Source organism: Hymenobacter volaticus, assembly GCF_022921055.1.
GTDB lineage: Bacteria > Bacteroidota > Bacteroidia > Cytophagales > Hymenobacteraceae > Hymenobacter > Hymenobacter volaticus.
Window position 1 is genome coordinate 65,745 of the sequence record NZ_CP095067.1, and the last position, 21,014, is coordinate 86,758.

The 21,014-nt window shown below is 53.2% G+C and carries 14 protein-coding genes; 4 read left to right on the forward strand and 10 right to left on the reverse strand.

What is annotated here, in order from left to right; genetic code table 11:
* Positions 1-91 precede the first annotated feature (91 nt).
* The 7 genes from MUN86_RS29200 to MUN86_RS29230 all read right to left on the reverse strand — a co-directional run bounded on the left by MUN86_RS29200 (position 92) and on the right by MUN86_RS29230 (position 13,578).
* Positions 92-1,174, reverse strand: a complete 1,083-nt coding sequence (locus tag MUN86_RS29200; protein ID WP_245127539.1) for a zinc-binding metallopeptidase family protein — start codon at positions 1,172-1,174, stop codon at positions 92-94.
* A gap of 167 nt (positions 1,175-1,341) precedes the next feature.
* On the reverse strand, positions 1,342-3,189 hold the full coding sequence (locus MUN86_RS29205; RefSeq protein ID WP_245127540.1) for a glycoside hydrolase family 15 protein: 1,848 nt from the start codon (positions 3,187-3,189) through the stop codon (positions 1,342-1,344).
* Positions 3,190-3,556: 367 nt separating this feature from the next.
* Positions 3,557-5,602 carry a HelD family protein gene (locus MUN86_RS29210; RefSeq protein WP_245127541.1) on the reverse strand — a complete coding sequence of 682 codons (2,046 nt, stop codon included), beginning with the start codon at positions 5,600-5,602 and terminating at the stop codon, positions 3,557-3,559.
* Positions 5,603-5,888: 286 nt separating this feature from the next.
* Positions 5,889-6,680 (reverse strand): alpha/beta fold hydrolase, encoded by a 792-nt coding sequence (locus MUN86_RS29215; RefSeq protein ID WP_245127542.1) that lies wholly within the window; start codon positions 6,678-6,680, stop codon positions 5,889-5,891.
* A gap of 889 nt (positions 6,681-7,569) precedes the next feature.
* The gene (locus tag MUN86_RS29220; protein ID WP_245127543.1) at positions 7,570-7,989 is read right to left on the reverse strand and encodes a DoxX family protein; all 420 of its coding nucleotides are present in this window, start codon (positions 7,987-7,989) and stop codon (positions 7,570-7,572) included.
* 189 nt (positions 7,990-8,178) lie between these two features.
* The gene (locus MUN86_RS29225) at positions 8,179-10,713 is read right to left on the reverse strand and encodes a TonB-dependent receptor (RefSeq protein ID WP_245127431.1); all 2,535 of its coding nucleotides are present in this window, start codon (positions 10,711-10,713) and stop codon (positions 8,179-8,181) included.
* Positions 10,714-11,121: 408 nt separating this feature from the next.
* Positions 11,122-13,578: a prolyl oligopeptidase family serine peptidase gene (locus MUN86_RS29230; RefSeq protein ID WP_245127432.1), complete on the reverse strand. Its 2,457-nt coding sequence runs from the start codon at positions 13,576-13,578 to the stop codon at positions 11,122-11,124.
* 336 nt (positions 13,579-13,914) lie between these two features.
* Between MUN86_RS29230 and MUN86_RS29235 the strand changes: the two genes are divergently transcribed.
* Together MUN86_RS29235 and MUN86_RS29240 are read left to right on the forward strand one after the other, a co-directional pair.
* Positions 13,915-14,394, forward strand: coding sequence for a Crp/Fnr family transcriptional regulator (locus tag MUN86_RS29235; RefSeq protein ID WP_245127433.1), 480 nt, complete (start codon positions 13,915-13,917; stop codon positions 14,392-14,394).
* Entirely contained in the window at positions 14,334-14,531 is a 198-nt protein-coding gene (locus MUN86_RS29240) for a hypothetical protein (protein ID WP_245127434.1), read from the forward strand. The genes MUN86_RS29235 and MUN86_RS29240 overlap by 61 nt, the downstream gene beginning before the upstream one ends.
* A gap of 230 nt (positions 14,532-14,761) precedes the next feature.
* Here the strand turns inward: MUN86_RS29240 and MUN86_RS29245 are convergent, their stop codons facing one another.
* Positions 14,762-15,610 carry an N-acetylglucosamine kinase gene (locus MUN86_RS29245; RefSeq protein WP_245127435.1) on the reverse strand — a complete coding sequence of 283 codons (849 nt, stop codon included), beginning with the start codon at positions 15,608-15,610 and terminating at the stop codon, positions 14,762-14,764.
* Between the two features lie 739 nt (positions 15,611-16,349).
* Entirely contained in the window at positions 16,350-16,850 is a 501-nt protein-coding gene (locus MUN86_RS29250; protein WP_245127436.1) for a cupin domain-containing protein, read from the reverse strand.
* Between the two features lie 612 nt (positions 16,851-17,462).
* Here MUN86_RS29250 and MUN86_RS29255 point away from each other — a divergent pair.
* Positions 17,463-18,350, forward strand: a complete 888-nt coding sequence (locus MUN86_RS29255; protein WP_245127437.1) for an NmrA family NAD(P)-binding protein — start codon at positions 17,463-17,465, stop codon at positions 18,348-18,350.
* Positions 18,351-18,539: 189 nt separating this feature from the next.
* Positions 18,540-19,523 carry a helix-turn-helix transcriptional regulator gene (locus MUN86_RS29260; RefSeq protein ID WP_245127438.1) on the forward strand — a complete coding sequence of 328 codons (984 nt, stop codon included), beginning with the start codon at positions 18,540-18,542 and terminating at the stop codon, positions 19,521-19,523.
* Positions 19,524-19,874: 351 nt separating this feature from the next.
* Here MUN86_RS29260 and MUN86_RS29265 read toward each other — a convergent pair whose 3' ends face one another.
* Positions 19,875-20,876 carry a type I glyceraldehyde-3-phosphate dehydrogenase gene (locus tag MUN86_RS29265; protein ID WP_245127439.1) on the reverse strand — a complete coding sequence of 334 codons (1,002 nt, stop codon included), beginning with the start codon at positions 20,874-20,876 and terminating at the stop codon, positions 19,875-19,877.
* Between the last annotated feature and the right edge of the window lie 138 nt (positions 20,877-21,014).

The window sequence follows — 21,014 nt, forward strand, 5'->3', positions numbered from 1 at the left end:
GGCGGTTTGCGTTTAGCCTAGCGTGATTTCTTTATCGAAAGGCGAACAATCTTCTATCTCAGAGGCTATTATTAGAAGTGACAACAAGGCGCTACTCTTTAGTATCTCCTACCTGATGGCACACTCGGTGAATAAAAGTTAGCTTTTCGATTACCGGAGGCGTGACAACGAACGGGTATACATCTCGCAACCCCATACTGCGGTTGAGACTATTTAGAGCCAACGACAAGGGCAACCACTGCCGCATAATATCGTCGAAGTTTTCGGTTTGATAGGGATCCTCGGTGATAGCTGCTGTCAGGTTGTCGGCGATGCTGCTGGCTTGGGGACGCACGCGTAAACCGAATGCTGAAGCTGTTTGCAGGGTGTCAACTATGTGTAGGTAGTGCGCCCAGGTTTCGGCCCAATCTTCCCAAGGGTGCGTGGTAGCATACGCACTGATGTACTGCTGCCGCCAGTCGGTAGGCGGACCTTCGGCATAGTGCTTTTGGAGGGCTTCACCGTAATCGGCTCGATCGTCGCCGAACAGTTGGCGGCATTCAGTTAACAGAGTAGGTGAGTCGGCAATGAGGCGGTCCCAGTAGTAATGACCTACTTCGTGCCGAAAATGACCCAGGACGGTGCGATACACTTCGTCCATGTTTTTGCGCGCCATCTCGCGCTCCACGTCATCGGCTTCCTTGATATTGATGGTGATTAAGCCGTTGTCGTGACCGGTCATCACTTTTGGGGCTCCGGGGTTGGGAGCGTCGGCTAAAAAGTCGAAGGCTAGACCAGTTTCCAGGCTCTCAGTTTTGCTAACTACAGGCAAGCCCATTTGCAACAAACTGAATACCAAACGGTGTTTACCGGTTTCCAAGGTTTGCCAGCGGGTGATATGCTCTGGCTCGTTTAGCTGGGGAATAGTGCGGTTTAGGATGCAGGCCCGGCAGTACAACTCGTTACTACTCGTGGGAACTAGCCAGTTGCAAGCGTGGTAGGCATGATTAGCACAATAAGTGTAAGTGGCTTGATCCGCTTGACCGTACTGGGTATAAGTTTGCTCGTCGTGCTTTTCAAGCGCTACGATTTGCAACCGCTCTACGTCTAATCCCAAAGGGTAGGAACACCGCTCGCATAAGTCATTTTCAAAGTAAACCAGCTGCGCACAGTGCGTGCAGTTAAAAAGTTTCATATACCTACCACCTAATGGAATTAGCGGGTCTCACTGCTTGGCTTTCCGTGCCCGCATTGCCGTAGCCGATACAAACGCACAGCTACCGGATAGGTTCGAGCTAAAGCAATCCAACAATCCGAATGTGGTTCAACGGCTTAAGTAGTTTAGCTTGGTCGTCAATGTGTTTAGACGTACCAGCGAGCGTGGGGCGTGGTTTGGTCGTGGGGACTAGATAGGTCGCGGTTAAGCTGGTAAGCGGCGCTGATTAGGGCCAAGTGTGTGAAGGCTTGCGGAAAGTTGCCTAGTTGCTCGCCTTGCGTGCCCAGTTGCTCGGAGTATAAGCCCAGATGGTTGGCATAGCCGAGCATTTTTTCAAAATAAAGACGGGCTTTAGCCACTTGTCCGCCTCGGGCCAAGCACTCGATGTACCAGAACGAACAGATGCTAAATGTGCCTTCTTCACCACTCAGCCCATCGTCGGCACCGTCGGTCAGTTTGTAGCGATACACTAGCGAATCAGTTACCAGTTGTTCTTCCACTGCCTTGAGTGTCGAAAGCCAGCGGGGTTCGGCCGGGCTAAACATGTGCACTAAGGGCATAAGAAGTACGGCCGCATCCAGCACGTCGGCGCCCCGATACTGCACGAAGGCCTGCAGATCCGGGTTCCAATAGTTGTCGTACACATCCTGGTAAATGGCGTCGCGGGTACGGCGCCATTCTTCGAGCGGGGCCGGAAACGAACGGGTTTGGGCAATGAGTATGCCGCGGTCGAGCGCCACCCAGGCCATAATTTTCGAGTAAATAAACTCTTGCTGCGCCGAGCGCACTTCCCAAATTCCTTGGTCGGGGCGCTGCCAGTTGGCGGCTACATAATCCACGAACCGACTTACGTACTGCCAAAAGGCATACGTAATGGGTCCACCATCCTTGTTGTAGAGGTAAATAGTATCGATCAGCTCGCCGTAGATATCGAGTTGGAACTGCTGCGCCGCCGCGTTGCCAATACGTACCGGGGCCGATTTGCGGTAGCCTTCCAAGTGGTCGAGCACCAACTCATCGAGCTGCGAAGAGCCATCAACGGCATAAAGTAGTTGTAGCTCCGAGGCGTCTTCCATGGATTCGCACCGGTCCATTAGCCAACGGATAAAGCCTTTGGCTTCCTCGGTAAAGCCTAACCGCAAAAAGGCGTACATGGTGAAAGCCGTATCGCGGATCCAAGTGTAGCGGTAGTCCCAGTTACGGCCGGCCCCAATGGTGGCGGGCAAGCCAAAGGTGGCAGCGGCTACCGTAGAACCGTACTGTTGGCAGGTAAGCAGCTTGAGCGTGATAGCCGAGCGCAGCACGGTTTCGCGCCAACGGCCCGAGTAAGAGGAACTGTCGGCCCATTGTTGCCAAAACGACATTGTTTCCTCGAAGGCAGGCCCCGCGTAGTACGCCAGTTCGAGCGGAGGGCCTTCCTCAGGGTCTGGTAATACTTCTTCCAATACGAAGGAAGCCTCGGCACCGGCTGCCAGCGTCCAGGTGCCGGTTACGTCTCCTAGCCGCAGCGTCAGGGGCTGACTACTCAGCAAGCGGAACTGGTGCCCATCGGGACCAGTGCTGCGGAAAAGCAGGGCTTCGGCTTGCTGCTCGGTTTCATGCGGGGCGCGAGCATAGTCGAAACGGGGCCGCAGCTCCATACGGAAAGCAATTTCGCCCTTGAGCACGCGCAATGTCCGCACCAGGGCGCTGGGTTGGTCTGGATGCTTGACGGGCATAAAGTCGGTTATTTCGGCCATGCCCTCGGGCGTGAAAAAGCGGGTGAGCAGCACCCCCGTATCAGGCAAATACTGCTGCTGGTAGCGCACGTCGGTTCGTACGGGGGCCAGTTGCCAATAGCCGCCTTTGTCCTTGTCGAGCAGCGCGGCGAAAATGGTGGGCGAGTCGAAGCGGGTAAAAGGCAGATAGTCAATAGACCCGGTACGCGAGACCAGTGCCACCGTATGCAGGTTGCCAATCAAGCCGTAATCTTCAATGGGGAGGTAATGTCGCATGCGCCGTTAGCAAACAACCGAAAGGGGTGTTTGGAATCTGCTAACGAAAAACAGTAGTCCGTGAATGACGAACTAGCGCTTTTCCCACTTTTCGGTCGCTTGCATGCTCGTAGAGCAAAGGAGAAACACCCATTTCCCAACACTGGATCGGCCTGCGTAGGTGCTTGCTTGACTCTACCGTCTGTTTAGTTTAGTAGCTAAGCAGGCGTGATAAGACGCGTTGTCGGCTTTAGCTATAGTGCATACGCTAACAGGTTGAATTTCCGAGAAGCGCTTGATATACCTTGTAGCCGGGAAAGAAGGTAACCAAACACAAGGTCCTACACATGATTAAGCGCCGCTTGCCAACTAGTTGACAATATGATATTTAAGCGGATAAGAAAGCGGTAATAGCACCAGAGTACGTCAACGTGAGTTGGTGCATAGCGCGAGTGCACGCTACATACAGCATGCTCTTATCGACCTCCGTTTTATAATTCTGCGCGGAAGCAAAGGGCACCACCACCGCATCAAATTCAAGTCCTTTCGCCAGATGGGCCGTGGTCAGAATAACCCCTTCTTTGAAAGACGTGGACTCTTCCGTAAGCAATTGAACGTCGGGCGCTTGAAGTGCTTGGTACGTCTGCTCGGCTTGCCGGAGAGTTTTGCAGATGATGCCAAGCGAATTATTTCCGGAGATTTTAAAATCAGCAATCAGTTGTTGAAGGGCCGCCAATTCCTCTCGCTGGCCGTTGCAGTACCGTAGTGCGGGCTCCTGACCGTGCCTTTCCAGCGGGATGATGTGCGGATTCGGTGTAATGCGCTGCGCGAAAGCTGTAATCTCGACGGTAGAGCGGTAGCTGCGGTATAGCTTAACCACGTCGGCCTGCGGGAATACTCGTTCGATGGTTTCGGCAGAGGAAGCACTGTAAGGATTTACAGTCTGACTTACGTCGCCCAGGATGGTCTTGCGACACAAAAACAACCGGGACAAAACAGCATATTGCACCGGGGTGTAATCCTGCATTTCATCCACTAGCAAGTGCTTTACCTGATCGTAGGTGGTGCTGCCTTCCAGGCGTATGCGCAAGTAAATCAAAGCAAAAACATCGGCATACTCTAAGCGGAGGTGGTGGTCGAGCTTTAGCAGTTCGGGCTTCCCGATCCACCGGAAAAAATCCCGATACAGGTCCAATACCTGGTGAAACTTGAACATGCGGGGAATAGCCTCCCCAATCGTGGCTTTTTCCTGCCCCGTTAGCTTGCGGCCGGCGGCATCGCGCACGTAAGCCCGTATATCGTTTGCTACCAGCGGAAAGCGCTTGAGGAGCGGCACTCGGTGGTAGGTTCTGAATTTCTGCTGTATAACGGCGACTGGAACTACGGTTCTGCCAACCCGAAGCTCGGTTACGGTGAAGTAGTTGTTCTCCACGTGTAGCAGGTATTGATTGAGCTTGCTGAGGAACTCGAATGAGGATTTGAATTGGATGCGCTCGATAAACGCGGAATTGTGGTTTTCCAGCAATGCCGACACCTGTTCGAAGAAAGTCTGAAACTGATACCTATTTTCAAGCAAGTCGACGGCCAATTCTTCCATGCCCATTTCCGGGATGTGCTCTTCCCCAAGCTCGGGCAAGACGTTGGAGATATAGTCGGCGAAGACTTTATTGGGCGAGATAATCAGGATGTCTTTGGCCGCAATAGTTTCCCGGAAGCGATACAGTAGGAACGCAATGCGGTGTAAAGCAATCGACGTTTTACCGGAGCCGGCTACGCCCTGGATGACCATTACCGGCGCGGTTTCGTTGCGGATCACCGCGTTCTGGTCGCGCTGAATGGTGGCGACAATGTTCTTCATCTTGTCGTCCGAGGACTTGGCCAATTCGCGCTGCAGCACGTCGTCGTGAATGTTGACGTCGTTTTCGATCATGAACTCCATGCGACCGTCGCGGATCTTGTATTGCCGCTTTAGCTCGATGCGACCCTGGACGGTTCCGGACGGAGTGGTGTAGGAGGCTTCTCCCAATTCATAATCATAGAAAAGCGAAGAAATTGGAGCACGCCAATCGTAGATTAAGTTCAGGCGCTGTTGCTCGTCGAAGAAGGAATGCACGCCGATATAGACCGGCGATTTTACTTGGTCCTTGGTGACAAAATCGAGGCGGCCAAAGTACGGGGATTGACTTAGCTTGAAGAGGTTGCGTTTGCGGGTCACGGCAGCCTCACCAGTAAACGCCATCCGGTTGATGGATTGGCCGGCGGCAACCATGTCGGCGTCGTCCATGCCCGACTGATGCTCGTGGATATACTCTTTTTTCTGCCGGAGCTCGGTAGAAAACTGTTTGACGGCGTCATCCACCCGCCTGATAGCCAAGGTAAGTTTCTCCTTGATTTCTTCTAGGTATTCTCGCTCTTCTTGCTCGGTTGCGTTCATTCCTTGCGGCTCTTGAAAAAGGACCTCAAAGGTGCTATCAAATTCCGGCTGGTAGAAGCATTTATCATATTTTATTAGGCCGCAGTGCATGCCAGCAACCTGACAGAGGAGTAGCTATCTAACACCGCTTGAATGGTCCTTGGTATTCTCTCCAAACTGCAACTAACTTAAATTGGGGACTAGATGCAAGACATGGAAAAGTATATTCCAAAAGAACCCCCTCTCGTTAAAGTTGTACAGCAAGAGCGGGCAAAGGATTCATGTACGACGTTCGTAAATCACCTGCTTAGATGGAATGAAGGAAGCCTTTGACTATGGTTGCGAAGCGTTTGGGCTGGTCGAAGTGGAGCGCGTGGCCCGCTTCCCGGATTTGTTGAACTTGCAAGGCAGAATTAAGCGTTTGCAGTTCCTCGGCTACCGCACCTGAAATCACTCCTTTATCCCCGAATATAAGAAGACTGGGAACCGTAATTTTCCGCATCAGTTGCTTGTAATCGGGGTTAGGTGGAGTGAGAACATCGAAGGCACGCAGACTGGTTTGCAGGCGTGCCCGCGCAACTAGTTCTAACATTTGCGTCGAGCGGGTAGGGTGTCTGACCTGTGCTTCGGCCATGATTTCCTCTAAAGACTTCGTGAGCATGTTCCGGTGCTGATCGGCCACGTCGCTAGCATATACTTCCTGCTGAACTGCTAGGCTCAAAAAGGTTGGATCTGCTAGAATCAAGCCCCGGAGTGGAAGCAAGTCACGGCTGGCTACTACGGCAGCCGTCATTCCGCCCATAGAATGGCCGAGCAGGAAGGGCGGTGGCAGTTTGAGAGCCTTGATCAACCCACCAATATCAGATGCATGGTCCTCGTATCGGTAGCCAGATGCAGGTGTGCTCGACTGACCATGACCCCGGGCGTCGGGCATGATAACGTCATAGTCTTGCGCCAATGCCTGGGCTAACTCAGTCCAACACAAGCCATTTAGCATCAAGCCGTGGAGTAGAATGACGGGTGGTTTGTTGGCCCCGGTTCGGGTATAGTGGAGGGTAATGCCGTTTGTTCGACACTCTGCGGAGTTCCAATTACTCATGCGTTATGTCCTCCGAACATACAAGTCACTGCGCTTTAAGTCCGGAATTTATTAGCTGAAACACCGCCCTCAAAATGCGTCTACTTAGGCGCCTCAATTTCCTGTTTTGGATGCTGCCAGTTGATTGGAGCGTTCCAGATTAAAAGAATCAGGAGCAAATTCAGACAAAGGAGTAAAGCATCAAAAATTAAGATCTACCTGTCCGGAGCCGACGGACCAGTGAAGATGGCACCATTGCCGATGATGATTCGCGAACATTTACGGGAAGCATAATGATTTACAGTATTAAAACTTCCTCGGTATGAATTCAGAAGATTTGAGATAGCCTTTAGTTGCTCTTGAACGACCTTGACTTCTCCCTTGACCAGGAAGTCGTTGAGAAATTTGCAACTGGAATCAGTTGAACCTGAGCTACGTATAGATTTTAAGTTGCACCCGTCGCAGATTACGATCAAACAACAAGCTGTATAACTATACAGGTAAGCAGTAAAACGCAGCTAGCTACCCCAACTGCTAGATATTCTATTTCTTTTATGGCTTTTGGATATTGGTCTTCCATAGTTTTTCCTGTTTAAAGGATAAATATATGGAAGTATTAATAAAAGAAATGTTAAATCATATAAATATTATTCAATAAGCATAGTATGCCTACTGCTACCCCTTACCTAGCAGTGTTTGCGCTATTGGCTACAAAGGCAATGGTAATCTTTAGGAAAAACTCCATTATTAATTACCACTTGCCACTATATTGAATCAGGGCACAATGGACTTTGCGGACGGCATAATGATTGGCTAGTAGCAGTCTTTAATCGCCGTAAAAAGGCTTGTTATTCGCCTGCCGCATACTGTTCTATTGTACCTCGAGCTTCAAAATATTACAGTTTACCCCTTACTTTTCCAGCCTTTTTTGCTGCAAGGCGCCGGTCGACCAGAGAGCCCAGCCCATCAGCACAGGCTGGAAAAACAAGCGTCCTAGTCGTTTAGCATCGGTGTCGAGACCGAAAGCGGAGAGGTGGTGGGTGTATTGGTGCACGTTGCCCGGAAACACGAGTGCATAGAAAGCGGCCAAACCTAGTCCCATCTCAACTCGCCGCCGCTTCCAGAGCAGCAAGGCCAGCCCCAACCCAATTTCAACAACGCCCGATTGGAGCACGACGGTGTCCTTGTCCAGAGGTACCCAATCGGGTACCTGGGCCTGAAAGGCTTGCCGGGCGAAGGTGAGGTGTGCTGCCCCGGCACCGATCATAAACGTGGCCAGTAGGGCACGGGCCACGTGTTGCGGCTGAGTGGTGTTGGAAACAGGAGCCATAGAGAGTGAAGTGAAGGTAGAAGCAAGACTGCACTGTACATACGGCACGTTGGCAGCTAAGGTGTCCGACCAGTTTTAACCGCCAGTAAGAGGAGGCATGAGCAACCCCTAATTAAGGCCGTCTGCTAGGGCTGCTGGCCGGGCGTACTACTGTCTAGTGTGATGCTATTGTGCCCGGCAAAGGCGTCTCTATGAGCGTAGCAAATCAGTTACGGGGTGGCACGGGTGGGGTGATTGAGCGGCTGGGTGAGGGAGTAGCCGGAACCGGGGAACAGGCAGTTGCGTAGACGTACCCGTTGCTGGGACCAACGGAGAGGTTGCCCCGGCAGGACCGTTCGTTTTGGGTGGGCTGACAGGTACAGGAGCCGGCGCGGGAGTGGCGGGCCGAGTGGCATCAGGCGTGCTGCCCGTACCCTGACTGCCTCCGCCGTTTTCCTCGGTTTTTAAATCGTTGTTTTGCACGTTCTTATGAGGGCGTGGTTCCGCGGTTAGCTTTCCGATGCGATAACTGAAGTACACTTTAAAGCTCGTCAGATGCTGCACCGTGCGGCTGCTTTGGGTGAGAAACGGACTTGCGATGTCGCTACGCACCGTGTTGCGCGGCGAAAAGAAGTTTTCCGCCCCGAGGCCGAGACTACCTTTCTTTTGGGCAAAGTCGTGCTTGATACTCATGCTGTAGAGGGCGAAGTTGCTTTGCGAGCCTTGCAACTGCACCTGTTGCCCGCGGTAGTACCCGAACACCTGTAAACCCCAATCCTTAGGCAATGCATAGCTTCCATACAAGCGGCCGGCTAGCACCAGACCCGCTTGGCGGGCCGCGTAGGTGGGGTCGGCTACCTTGTTTTGCAGCACCAGATAGTAGGTGTCAACTCCCCCGTTGAAGCTAAATTTCTGGCTGATGTTGAGGCCAGCAAATCCACTACCGCCGTAGGCGCTTTCCTGCCCGATATTGTCGTAGCTAATCAGCACTGCGCCGGGGTAGTTCGCCTCACCCAGGGGCGTGCGCACCGACTGGATGGAGCCCGTGGTCGTACGTACAAAGGCGCTGAAATTCAGGTTGGCCTGGTGCAGGAGGGTGCTGTATCCCAGCTCATAGTTATTGGTGTATTCGGGGCGCAGCAACGGGTTGCCTTGCGTTTGCACCAGAGGATTAGCGGCTTGCAAGTTCGGGTTGAGAAATTGCAGGGAAGGGCGCTGGATGCGTCGGTTATAAGCCAACCGCAGCGCGTTGCCGTTGGCAAGTTTGTGCAACAGATTCACGCTAGGCACCAGTAGTCCGTAGCTAGGAATGTCGCCTACCGCGCTACTGCCGTAATCTGCCGCAATACCGGTGTACTCGTAGCGCACGCCCGGTTTAAGGGTGAAGTTGTGAGGCAGGGCCATGGTATAAGCCATATAGCCCGCCGCTACATTTTGGTCGTAGTGGAAGGAATTGTTGGATTGCGAGAGCGCCAAAAAGCCATAATAGTGGTAGTCGCTCTGTACGGTTCGCTTGATGTTCTTCACCCCGATTTCCAGAAGATGATTTTTCAGTGTGGGGGTTTGGTAGTCCGTTTGAACCGTTATTTCTTGGTTAACACTAGGGTTGTCGTTGCCCGAGAGGCCTATCGAGTTGCTCTCACTGGCCGCGTAGATATCGTTGACAAAGTCGTAGGTGCGGTTGTTGCGGCTAAATAGCGCTAAGAAACTCAATTCGCGCTGGGGCGCCGCGTAGGTATAGGTGTAACTCAAACTAGCATCGATTGTGCCCGACTCGTCGGTTGTTTTCACGTTGCGCACCGAGGTGGCGGTATTGCCCGTTGCCAGTGGGGTGGTGCCGGTAGCTAGGGCGTCTTGGTAGTTGGTGGCGTTGCGCGTGCCGTAGACCAGGGAAGCAGCCAGTGAGTTATGCGCGTTTAGGTCGTAGTCCCAGCTCAGGGTATAGCGGCCGAATAGCTGGTTCTGGCGTGTGGTGGCAGCCTGGGTGGATTGGATTTGCAAACCCGTCGCTGGGTTGGTCGTTTGCTGGGCGTTTTCGAAACGGCCCGGTGTGTTGTAGCCGGCCCGGCCGAAGCCGCCTAGCGCAAACCCCATTTTGCCGGTGCGGTAGCTTCCGTTCAGGTTCAGCGTGCCCGAGCGGGTACCGCCGCTGCCATCCAAACTCAGTTGGCCGCCACGCAGAGTGTTGGTTTTGGTTACGATGTTGATAATGCCGGCGGACCCTTCAGCATCGTATTTGGCGGAGGGCGACGTGATGACTTCTACTGTCTTGATCTGGTCGGCGGGGATTTGGCGCAAGCCATCGGCAATGCTGTTAGCCGTAATGGTCGAAGGCTTATTGTTGATCAGCACGCGGATATTTTGACTACCGCGCAAACTCACGTTGCCCTCGAGGTCTACACTAAGCAGTGGTACGCGCTTAAGAACGTCCGTAGCGTCACCGCCTCGGGTTGTTGGGTCGTTTTCGGCATGGTATATTGTGCGGTCCACGCGCTCTTCCAGCAGCGGTTGCTGAGTTGAAACCACCACTTCTGCTAGCTTCTGCGTGAAGGGAGTAAGTTGAATGGTCGGCAGGGCTACGGCGGCCGTTGAAACCGTCACTACTTGCCCGTGGGCTTGGTAGCCCAGCAAGCTGACATGAAGCCGAAAGGTGCCGGGTGGCAGGTGCACCAAAGTAAAGACGCCGAACTCGTTGGTGGTACCAGAGGCCAACGCGGGGTCAGCGGGAGCAGTAGGTAAGAGCACAACCGTCGCGAAGGCGAGGGGCTGGTGGCTCAGCGAATCCTGAACAGTGCCCCAATGGTACCGAATGCTTGTTGGGCCTGTGCGCTATAGGTTGCGAGCAAGCAGGTTGCCAGCAAGCCGAACAACAGAAAGAAACGACAGGTCATAGCAGCAAACAAAGAGAAACCCCTGAAACTACGCACTCGCCCCTGGACTGACCGCGGCTTTAACAATCATTAACATTCGCTTGCAGGGTAGAGGCGGCTAAAACGAGCTGAAGGTCCTCCTGCTCTTCAGTCGGGGAACGGTTTTCAAATTGGGTTAGGTGTTCTGTCTTCAATACAGATTAGAACAGACAGCAAAAAAGCCTGGCTGCTGTGAGGCAGTGCCAGGCTTTTCGGTCTTTTGACAATAGGTATTCCGTGCGCTTTAGTTGGCAGGCGCCGGAGCTTTCACGTACTTGTTTAGCCACGAATCCATTTCCCACAGCATGTGAAGCAAGTTTTCGCGGGCAGCGTAGCCGTGCGATTCAGCAGGAAGTACTACGTAACGGGCCGTGGCGCCCTGGCCTTTTAGCGCGGCATAGTACCGCTCGCTCTGGATAGGGAAGGTGCCAGAGTTATTGTCGGCTTCGCCGTGAATGAGCAGAATAGGCGTCTTCATTTTATCGGCAAAGTTGAACGGCGACATAGCATTATATACTTCCGGGGCCTGCCAGAACGTGCGTTCTTCCCCTTGGAAGCCGAACGGAGTAAGCGTGCGATTGTAAGCGCCACTGCGAGCAATACCGGCCTTGAACAAGTTGGAGTGCGAGAGTAAATTGGCGGTCATGAAGGCCCCGTAACTGTGGCCCATTACGGCCACGCGGTTGGCATCCACCACACCGAGGCGGGCGCCTTCGTCGATGGCGGCTTTGGCGCTGCTCACTAGCTGCTCGGTGTAGGTGTCGTTAGGTTCTTTGTTACCCTCGCCTACAATCGGAATGCTGGCATTGGCTAATACCGCGTAGCCTTGCGTCACCCAGTACACGGGGGAGGCCCAACTCAGCCGCGTGAACGTGTAAGGGGAGCCGCTCACTTGCCCGGCATTGCTTTTGTCTTTGAATTCAACGGGATACGCCTCCATTAGCGTGGGCAGCGGACCGTCGGTTTTCTTGTACTTCTGGGGCAAATACAGGTCGGCCGTTAAGTCCACCCCGTCGGCGCGCTTATAGTGCAGCACCTGCTTCTTGAAGCTGCCGCCGAAGCTAGCGTACGGATTCGCGAATTTAGTAACGGCCGTCAGCTTGTCTTTTTTGGTGGCGTCGCGCAGGAAGTAATTCGGATTGTCGTTCAATGACTCGCGGCGGGTAAGCAGGTCGCGGTGCTGACCGCTGGCATCCAGAATGGCCACCGGAATTTCATAAACCGGCGCTTCGGAACGCCACCAACGGGTGGTTTTCTTGGTGGATAGATTTAGTTCGTCCACAAATGGACGGTCGCCTTCGGGGGAAGCGCCTTGCCCGAGCAGATAAATGCTCTGACCCGAGGGGCCGCCGGTGAGTAGCACTGACTTGCCCTGGGCGTTGCGGTGTTCATAAGGCGTGCCGGGATTTTTGTAGGTGTCTTGCTCCGAGCCGTCGAAGAGCACCTGAAGCGGTGCGCCCGGGGTGCTAGGGTTGAGTTGCCAGGTAGTTTGGTGACGGTCGGCCCACCGGTAGCCATCGGCCAGGGCAAGCTTATTGTTGCCCCAGGTAAGGCCCGCAAAGCGCATAGGCAACGCCGCCAGCTCCTGCGCAGCACCTGCAAACGGCGCACTCAGGGTATAGAGCTTGTCTCGAATATCGGCTTTCACCTTGGGGTCGCCGCCATCCTGCGCTTCGGCATAGGCAATGGTGGCTGGCTCGTCGGCGCGCCAGGAATGGCCCCGCGGGCCGGTGGCTACAGCATCGAAATTGGTGGGTACGTTGTCGGCCAGCGGCAGGTCGGCCACGGTTTTCACTAGCGCCCCGCTACCCACGTCCAGTACATCGATGCGCTGCGGGAAACTACTTAGCGGGAGCAGGTAGGAGTACGGCCGGTGACGAGTGCGCAGCAACACGTATTTGCCATCGGGCGAGGGCGACGCGGTTTGGATAACCCCTGGCTGCCCTAAGGGCTGCGCCTGACCGTCTGCTAAACTCACTTTCACGAGCTGCGAAGTGGCGTAGTAGTCGAATAGCCGTTCATCGGCGGGGTTTTTCAGCAAGTCTTGGTAGGTGCGGGCTCCCGACTTTTTACCGCTACTTTCTTGCACGGCGGGCCCGGTGGGGGCCGCATCGGCGGCCGGGGCAGAACCGCGGCCGGCCGGTACGGTACGCGCCAGCAGGGTTTTGCTGTCGGATACCCACTCAAAAGAGGTTCCGAAAGCATCGTTGAGTGGGGTGTTCAGTAGGCGGCGAGCTGTGGCCGTGGCCACGTCGGCCACCCACAGCTCCACCCGCCCGTCCGAGCCGGAGCCAGGCGTAGTGAGGGCAAAAGCCATCGTTTTGTTGTCGGGCGACCAGCTGATGCCGCTGATGCGGGCCTGCGGCGGGAGGCCCTTTACGTCGATTTCGGGGCCGTTGGGTAGCTTTTTGAGCTTGATGCCCACCGCATAGCTGACACGGCTGGGGCCGTTGGTGCGCGGATTGAAGCGCAAGCCAGCCAAACGGAGTTCTGGCTGGGCCAACTCAGCTACCGTGGGAAAATCTTGAACTTGCAACAAGGCCAACGTGCGGCCGTCGGAAGTTAAGCTCACGCGGGGCGTGGGAGGCGCCAGCAACAGGTCCTGAATGGCTTTGGGGGGCGTTTGGTATTTGAATTCCTGGGCCTCAGACACGGCAGCAGTGGCAAGTAATAAGGTAGCGGAAAGAAGCAGTTTTTTCATGCGCAGAAACGGAAAAGGAACTGTTATGGCAGATGACCGTGGTAGCAAGATACCATTGGCAACGGGAGCAAACAGTGCATAACTAAGCAACAAACCCTACAGCCGCAGGAATCAACATCTAGCGATTCAGCAGGCAACCGAGCTTCTGCATAATCTTGACTGCGCAACCTGGGGCCTCGTAAGAAGCTAAGTATGCGCAGAAACTACTGAGGTAGGGGAAAACTTTGATTCTTGTATGTATCGAGCTGTATTCGTCGGCCTGTTTCGCAGGATTCTAGCCGCCTTTTTTGCCAAATGACAAGTTCCACCTCCCTGTGGCCGCCTAACTTGCCCCCTATGGATGAACTCTTTGCCTACCTCTTGCAATTCGGGTCGCTGAACCAGCGGCAACTAGATTTGATTGCCAGCAAAACCACGACCTTGACCTTGCCTAAGGATGCTTACTTTCTGGAGGCGGGCCAGATAAGCCGACAGGTAGGGTTTCTGCTGGAAGGGGTCTTGCGGATTTGCTACTACAGCAACAAGGGCGACGAAATCACCCGCAATTTTGTGGAAGAGCACCACTTGGTGGCTGACTTACGCGGGCTGGAATACGGCCTGGCTTCCCCGAGTACGTGTGGTACTTTAGCTGGCTTACTCAGCACCGTGGCTCTAACCAGCTGGCAGGCCGACGAGCATGTGCCCATCAGCACCTTGCTGCAGCCTCCTTCCGCACGGTACTGGCCACCGATACGCTACGCACCGTGGTGGAACGTATGGCCCGCGAAAACGTCGACGTGCTACCCGTCCTTTCCTCCGGCAAACAGGCGCAGGTAACAGGCGTCGTTACCTACCGCGACCTGCTGATGGCCTACAAAAGCCGGTTGCAAGATCAAGGTAGCATGGTGCCTAATCTGTCACTTAAGCGTAAGGGCCTACGCGTGCTGTTACGCGGCAAGACGCTATTCCAGTAGCCGAAGCGCAGCAGCAACTTATCTTTGGCAGGCTGCCAAGATAAACTGGAGCAGAAACAAGGGTAAGCTAAGATAAGACCGATGCAGAGCCAAAGTAAGGGTGCTCTGTTGCAAGGTGGTTAGTAGGTGTAGGGCCACCTAGACAACCTGATACCAGAGTGCCACGCACTACTATAGTATACCTGAGAGAGGTTAACCACTCGTTGGAAAAGGGTGGAAAACAACCAAGTTCAGGGGGCAACCGCTAGGTGGTAGGAAACTAAGTCGTCGATGGGTGAAGAGATGATTTTGCCGACTTTCATGCCGTGCGTGGTGGCCACCTCGGTCAACGCATCGCGGAAATGGTACCCCACGGACCCCACACAGTTGAAGGTGTAGGACGAGTAGTCTGGGTACAGGCTGATAATATTTCGAAAGAATAAGGTAAACGCTTCTTTCACCAATTGTTGGCAGTAGCTGTTGTAGTAGTGCTCGTAGGCAAACTTGGCAAAGTTGGCGATGAATCGGTTCGGGAAGGGCCGGTTGTATAGGTGGTCTAGAATAGTATCGCGCTCTAAACTGTACGTTCTATGAAAGTTTGCGGCTAAGCTAGCGGGCATCTGCCCGCGCAAGTAGTCTCGCAACAGTCCCTTGCCAATAAAAGCCCCGCTGCCCTCGTCCCCAAGGAAATACCCGAGCGAGTCCACATTGTGCGTAACACGCACCCCATTATAAATGCACGAGTTGGTGCCCGTTCCCAGAATAGCCGCAAACCCCGATTCCTGACCGAGCAGCGCCCGCGCGGCCGCCAATAAGTCGTGTCCTACAAACACTCGGGCTTGCTTGAACACCGCCTGCATGCCATGGGTCACCGTCGCTACTTGCAGTGGGGACACTACGCTCGCGCCGTAGTAATAGAGTTCGGCGATATCAGGCGTGGCAAGTGTACTCGGCAAGTTTTGGTGCAGCGAAGCAACGATACCAGCCGTGTCAATAAACTCCGGGTTGTAGCCTTCCGTGTGAAAGAACGAGCGAGTGGCGAGGCCGTCAACTAGGCACCAAGTGGTTTTGGTGGAACCACCGTCTGCTATCAAAATCATGGTGTAGAAGTAGAGGGATAGAATAAATGGCAGCGTGTAGCTAAGTGCGGTAAGGAAGCCACTCTTATAGAACCAGCAAGTAGCGCTTAACTAAGCAAAGCCAAATGAATAACAATAAGATAATAATTTTGATCGTTTAAGCACAAAACGATCAAAATTATTGTTAAAAATAGTAATAAGGCACTTACGGGGCTTAGTTGTTTCTAAATACGAATAAGGATTATGTTTCCATGAGGAATGACGGTACTCCGCTAGCCATAGCAGAACACCGTGCTTCCAGAGTACACCAGCAGTAGTTGCAAGTAGCTTTGAATGAGAGACTATGCCACGCCACCTCAAGCGTAGAGCAGTGGTACCCGCCAAGTTTATGTGCGCTACTTCCAGAAGCTGGAAAGCAGTGTGAAGCTTGCATGCTTAGCGCCTTTATAGCCCTCGCTGATGGTTACCCAACTTAATCCACCAATGGGTTAGTAATTCACCATTTAGGATCGGAGCTGACAAACTTAACTAGGTTACACCACTACAAGGGGCTCGTTTCTAGCGCTAGGCATCTGCTTCGATGCTAGCGCATTAGCGGTAATTTTTGGCGCAACACCACCGAGCTGATTGGCACCTGTCTCGACTTGGCCCTGCTGGCCGCTCTGCGGGCGGACCGTCTGAGTCTGGGCGGCAACTAGTTGCCAGTGTTAGCGCACCCAAATGCAGAGAGCAACCAGGCAGCGAGTTTCATGTACTGGGTCTAGCCTAAATAATTTGGGGGAAATACTTGTTGACCATGCTTTTCTGCAACAGCCTGTAGATTTCTAATAGAAGCTGCATCCAGTGGTGGCGGCGGCAGAAAGTGCCCTGCTGCTACGGGTTGGCCGATTTCCTCGAACAACGTATCCAGGCCGGCTGGCACCACGGTGCAAAGCAAATGCGCTATTTGTTGGGTCTTGTTTTTAAAGCAGTGCACGACGCCGCCTTTCGGAATACGGATAAAGGACCCTTTGCCAGCTACGAAATCACCAAACTCGGATTTGACTTCAATCTCCCCGTCAATCACATAAAAGGTTTCTTCGAAAGCCGCGTGGGCATGCGGGCCGGGTCCCCCGCCGGGAGGTATCAGCATGTCAATCGTCGCGAAGGTGCCAGCCGTGTCTTCTCCGCTGACTAAGATGCGGTAGGTGTCACCAATCACGGAAACAGTTTTTCCGTCTATGGGGCCCAAGTATAACGGGTGCTTTTCGTGATTTTCCATATGCTTGATCAGTTGTATAGCAAATATGGAGAGCATGCTAGCTCAAAAAATATTCTTATGGGACAACAAATCAGCCCTATAGGACAGAAAGGATGCTACTGCCAACATTCCCTATACATACTTATGAGAAGAGAAGAAGCCCCATCTAGAATGTATCGTGCTTGACTCGCCTTGTCGTTTAGGACTGTTTTTCTGGCTTTTTGCGCTATTCTGCGATCTGCAGAACGCTCACCTTTGCTTGGTAACCTTTAAGATCGATGTCGGTCAGAAAATGGGGTGTCAACCAACAAAACCGTCAGTTCAGCAGAGCTACTCGTCAGCATTTACAGGAAGCGTATGGCGCTGAAAAAAGCGGATGGATAGCAGTCAAACCACCGGCAGTTAAAGCTCGAAATCCTTGAACACCAAAATCAGCCATAAATACGCCTCTTGACTACCAGCTTATGTAACCTCGGTAGATAAGTTTTTAAAGAGTGATTCTCTTATAGATCGAAGCTGATCTTCCAGATCCAACGGCCTGTAAAGTCCGGCAGCACAGCCGAAAGCGACAAAATCTAGGCTAACTGCCAACAGGTGGTAATAGCTTGGCTTACCTATTAAAATAAAGAAAACATGAAAATTACAACAGCCGGTTCCTTAGGAAACGTGGCCAAACCAGTAGTAGAAAAGCTTCTCGCAGCAGGACATGAAGTAACCGTCATCACAAGTAAAGCTGACCGCCAAGGCGAAATAGAGGCTTTGGGAGCCATCGCGGCTGTCGGATCAATAAGCGACGCGGCGTTTTTAACCCAAGCTTTCCGTAAGGCAGATGCCGTTTACACCATGCTGCCGCCAACTATGGGAACGACGAATCTGATCCAGAACCTCGCGGAGGCTGGCCAGGCCTATGCTCAGGCCATCAAGGAGGCAGGAGTAACCCGAGTGGTTTTGTTGAGCAGCGTGGGAGCTGATGCGGCGCAAGGAACAGGTCCGGTGCAAGGCGTGCACCGGGTAGAGCAACTATTTCAGCAGTTAGCCGGGGTGAACGTCACCGTTTTACGATCAGGGTTTTTCTATACTAACTTCTTCCGAGATATCGCGCTGATCAAAAACCGAAACATCTTCGGCAATAATTACGAGGGGAACAACCAACTGGCCCTAACCCACCTAGAGGATATTACGTCGGCAATAGTGGAAGAATTACAAGGGAAAGGAAACGGGTTTGAGGTGAAGTATATCGTGAGCGATATCTCGACCGGCAATGAGATTGCCTCCCTGTTTGGTCCGGCTATCGGAAAACCCGAATTGTCTTGGACAACTATCCCCGACGAGCAATTCAAACAAGGAATGTTATCAGTTGGTATGTCCTCGGAATTAGTTGAGTTAATCACCGGACTTGGACAAGGAGTGCGGGAAGGTGTCATTACCCGCGACTTTTTTGCCACCGGGGCAGAAGTAACCGGCAAAATCAAACTGGAGCAATTCGTCGAGGAGTTTAAGAATAAGTACGAGCAGGCGTAAAATAAACTAGTGGGAACCGTCCTTAGCGGTTCCCACTAGTTTATTATTGTTTCGTCCCGCTATAACTCTGCGTGAGGTTGTAGTTGAATGCATGGCGAACAGCGAAAGACCATTTTCAGGCTACGCCCTACAGTTGCAATTTGGGGTTATGTATCAGTGCTGAAACAAGCAAAAAGCTGCTCTATGGCCATGAACTTCAGTTTTTCTGCCACCCCCGATTTTGATTTCACCACGTATTTCGCCCGTCATTTACAAGCACCTATCCGCGATGGTCTTTTAGAGATACCCGAAAAGCATGGGCAAGGGTATATCCGCAAATTGGCATTTGGGCCGGATTTCAAGGTTACGATCCACCACTACCAGCTTCAGGAAGATCTGATCATCCAGCGCAACACCTCTGGCCTAGGAAACGAGCTGATCACTGTCTTTTTCTACAACAACGAGCAGGCGCTTGGTATCGCTTACAACGATAAGCCTCACGTCCTTTTCTCGCAGCGCGATGAGTCAGCCATTCAGGTTACGTCCAACGACCTTAGCTCCACCATCCGGTTTCCCGCCCACCAACAGATTCATTATGTAGTGGTTGCGATTACGCCGGTCCGGTTAAAGGAATTAGTAGCCATCAGTGACCCGAATTCAGTGGTACAAACCATTACGGGCCGCGGCAACTCGTTTCTCTTCTTTGAAAGCATGGACGCGGAGACCAAGCTGCTGCTCAAAAACATGGCGGCGGTCGATATGAACGCTAGCCTTGGCAACTTTTATATGCAGATCAAGGTGCTGGAATTGCTCTACTTAGTTTTCCAAAAACTGTCTTTACGAGCAAGCACTGCCCATCAAACGATTAACAGCGCCGACGCCGCTAGATTGCTTTACATCCGCAAAGAAATTATCAGTGACCTAAGCACGCCGCCGGTATTGCGGGAGTTGGCGCTAAGTGCCGCCATGAGTGAAACCAAACTAAAACAGCTGTTCAAGCAAACGTTTGGCACTACCATCTATACCTATTACCAGCAAGCCCGAATGGAAGAAGCCGCTTTTTTGCTGAAGCATGGCCGACATACGGTAGCGCAAGTAGGCTATGAACTGGGTTTTTCCAATTTAAGCCACTTCAGCCGGCTGTTTAAAAAGCATTACGGCCTGAACCCTAAGAGATTTTGCGGCGTGGCATAAATGGTAGTTTACCGTAAGTTGGACATGTTCTTCCAAGAGGCAGCTATACGCCAACGATTATTCCCAACAGGCGTAATCTAGGCATCTTTGGCTTGGTCAATCGCGTTGCCGACGTCTCTTAGCCTCCCGCATGTGCTCTTGCATGATCTAATTAAGCTCTCCGTTTCGGAAATTTAATGAGCTTATGTAGCATTAAGCCTCTGATTCGGCTAGTCATACAAGTGCGTTTGGGGTCAGTTGCGCTGAAGTTTAACCAGGTAGTCTTCCCTGAGAGCAAACAGAAGCCAAATCATGCGGGAGGCAGAAAAGACGCAAGGCAGGTGACTAGTAGCTTGGAATGGAGGTGAGAGCCTAGATGCGCTCGGCCAGAAAAGCGGCCACTTCGGCTAGGCGGTTGGAGAAGCCCCATTCGTTGTCGTACCAGGAGGCCACCGACAGCAGTTGGCCCTGCTTGGCCGTCAGCGGCAGGTCGATTAGGGCTGTATGCGGGTCGGCCACGATACGCGAACTGGCCCACTCGTCTTCCAGTACATCGAGCACGCCTTGGAGCGGCCCTTGCTGCGCGGCCCGGCGGAACGCCTCTTTCACTTCGTCCACCGTGCACTCCTTTTCCGTCACCAGGTTCAGCTCGGCGATACTGCCGGTGCGAGTAGGCACGCGGTAGGCTTTGCCCGTGATTTGCAGATCGGGCCAGATGAATTGCAGCGCCCGCGCCGCCCCCGACGAAGAAGGAATGATATTCTCGGCGGCCGCCCACGAGTCGCGCCGGTCCTTCATGGGTTGGTCGGTCAGCGACTGGGTGTTGGTGTAGGAATGCACCGTGGAAAACAAGCCGTACTGAATCCCGAAGTTTTCTCGAATCACTTTGATAGGCGCTGCCAAGGCATTGGTGGTGCAGCTGCCCATGCTCACGATATGGTGGGCGGCTGGGTCGAAGGTATCGAGGTTGATGCCCTTGAGCAGCACGGCGTCGCAGTCGGCGAGGCTCTTGCTGGGCGCGCTCACCAACACGTACTTAGCGCCCCGGTCGAGGTGGGCTTGGGCGCCGGCGCGGGTAGTGGCGCGGCCCGTGCAATCCACCACTAGGTCCACTCCTAGCGCGGCCCAATCAGGAATTTCTTTTGAGGAATTGAGATACGGGATTTCCTGCGCGCCGATAAGTAGTTTGCCCACGGTGCCCGTCACAGGTTCCGGCCAGCGCCCGTAGTTGGTGTCCACGGCGAAGAGCGCCGCCAAGGTAGCCTCGTCGCGAATATCGGAAATGGACACCGGAACGAACAGGCGCTTGCTTAGCGCAACGCGCAAAAACTGCCGCCCAATGCGGCCAAATCCATACAACGCAATGTTTTTCATAGCAGGAGCGAAGCAGAAGTAAGTTGACGATAGAACGGGTTGAAATTAAACACAAATGCCTCTCAGTTATCCAGCAGTTCTGTGAGCTTTTCTGTCTATTACTCAAGCAATAGCACTGCTTGGTAAAAGGCTTATCCG

Coding starts and splice junctions, on each gene's coding strand:
- MUN86_RS29200 (WP_245127539.1), bottom strand. CDS start 1,174: ATGAAACTTTTTAACTGCACGCACTGTGCGCAGCTGGTTTACTTTGAA.
- MUN86_RS29205 (WP_245127540.1), bottom strand. CDS start 3,189: ATGCGACATTACCTCCCCATTGAAGATTACGGCTTGATTGGCAACCTG.
- MUN86_RS29210 (WP_245127541.1), bottom strand. CDS start 5,602: ATGAACGCAACCGAGCAAGAAGAGCGAGAATACCTAGAAGAAATCAAG.
- MUN86_RS29215 (WP_245127542.1), bottom strand. CDS start 6,680: ATGAGTAATTGGAACTCCGCAGAGTGTCGAACAAACGGCATTACCCTC.
- MUN86_RS29220 (WP_245127543.1), bottom strand. CDS start 7,989: ATGGCTCCTGTTTCCAACACCACTCAGCCGCAACACGTGGCCCGTGCC.
- MUN86_RS29230 (WP_245127432.1), bottom strand. CDS start 13,578: ATGAAAAAACTGCTTCTTTCCGCTACCTTATTACTTGCCACTGCTGCC.
- MUN86_RS29235 (WP_245127433.1), top strand. CDS start 13,915: ATGGATGAACTCTTTGCCTACCTCTTGCAATTCGGGTCGCTGAACCAG.
- MUN86_RS29240 (WP_245127434.1), top strand. CDS start 14,334: ATGGCCCGCGAAAACGTCGACGTGCTACCCGTCCTTTCCTCCGGCAAA.
- MUN86_RS29245 (WP_245127435.1), bottom strand. CDS start 15,610: ATGATTTTGATAGCAGACGGTGGTTCCACCAAAACCACTTGGTGCCTA.
- MUN86_RS29250 (WP_245127436.1), bottom strand. CDS start 16,850: ATGGAAAATCACGAAAAGCACCCGTTATACTTGGGCCCCATAGACGGA.
- MUN86_RS29255 (WP_245127437.1), top strand. CDS start 17,463: ATGAAAATTACAACAGCCGGTTCCTTAGGAAACGTGGCCAAACCAGTA.
- MUN86_RS29260 (WP_245127438.1), top strand. CDS start 18,540: ATGAACTTCAGTTTTTCTGCCACCCCCGATTTTGATTTCACCACGTAT.
- MUN86_RS29265 (WP_245127439.1), bottom strand. CDS start 20,876: ATGAAAAACATTGCGTTGTATGGATTTGGCCGCATTGGGCGGCAGTTT.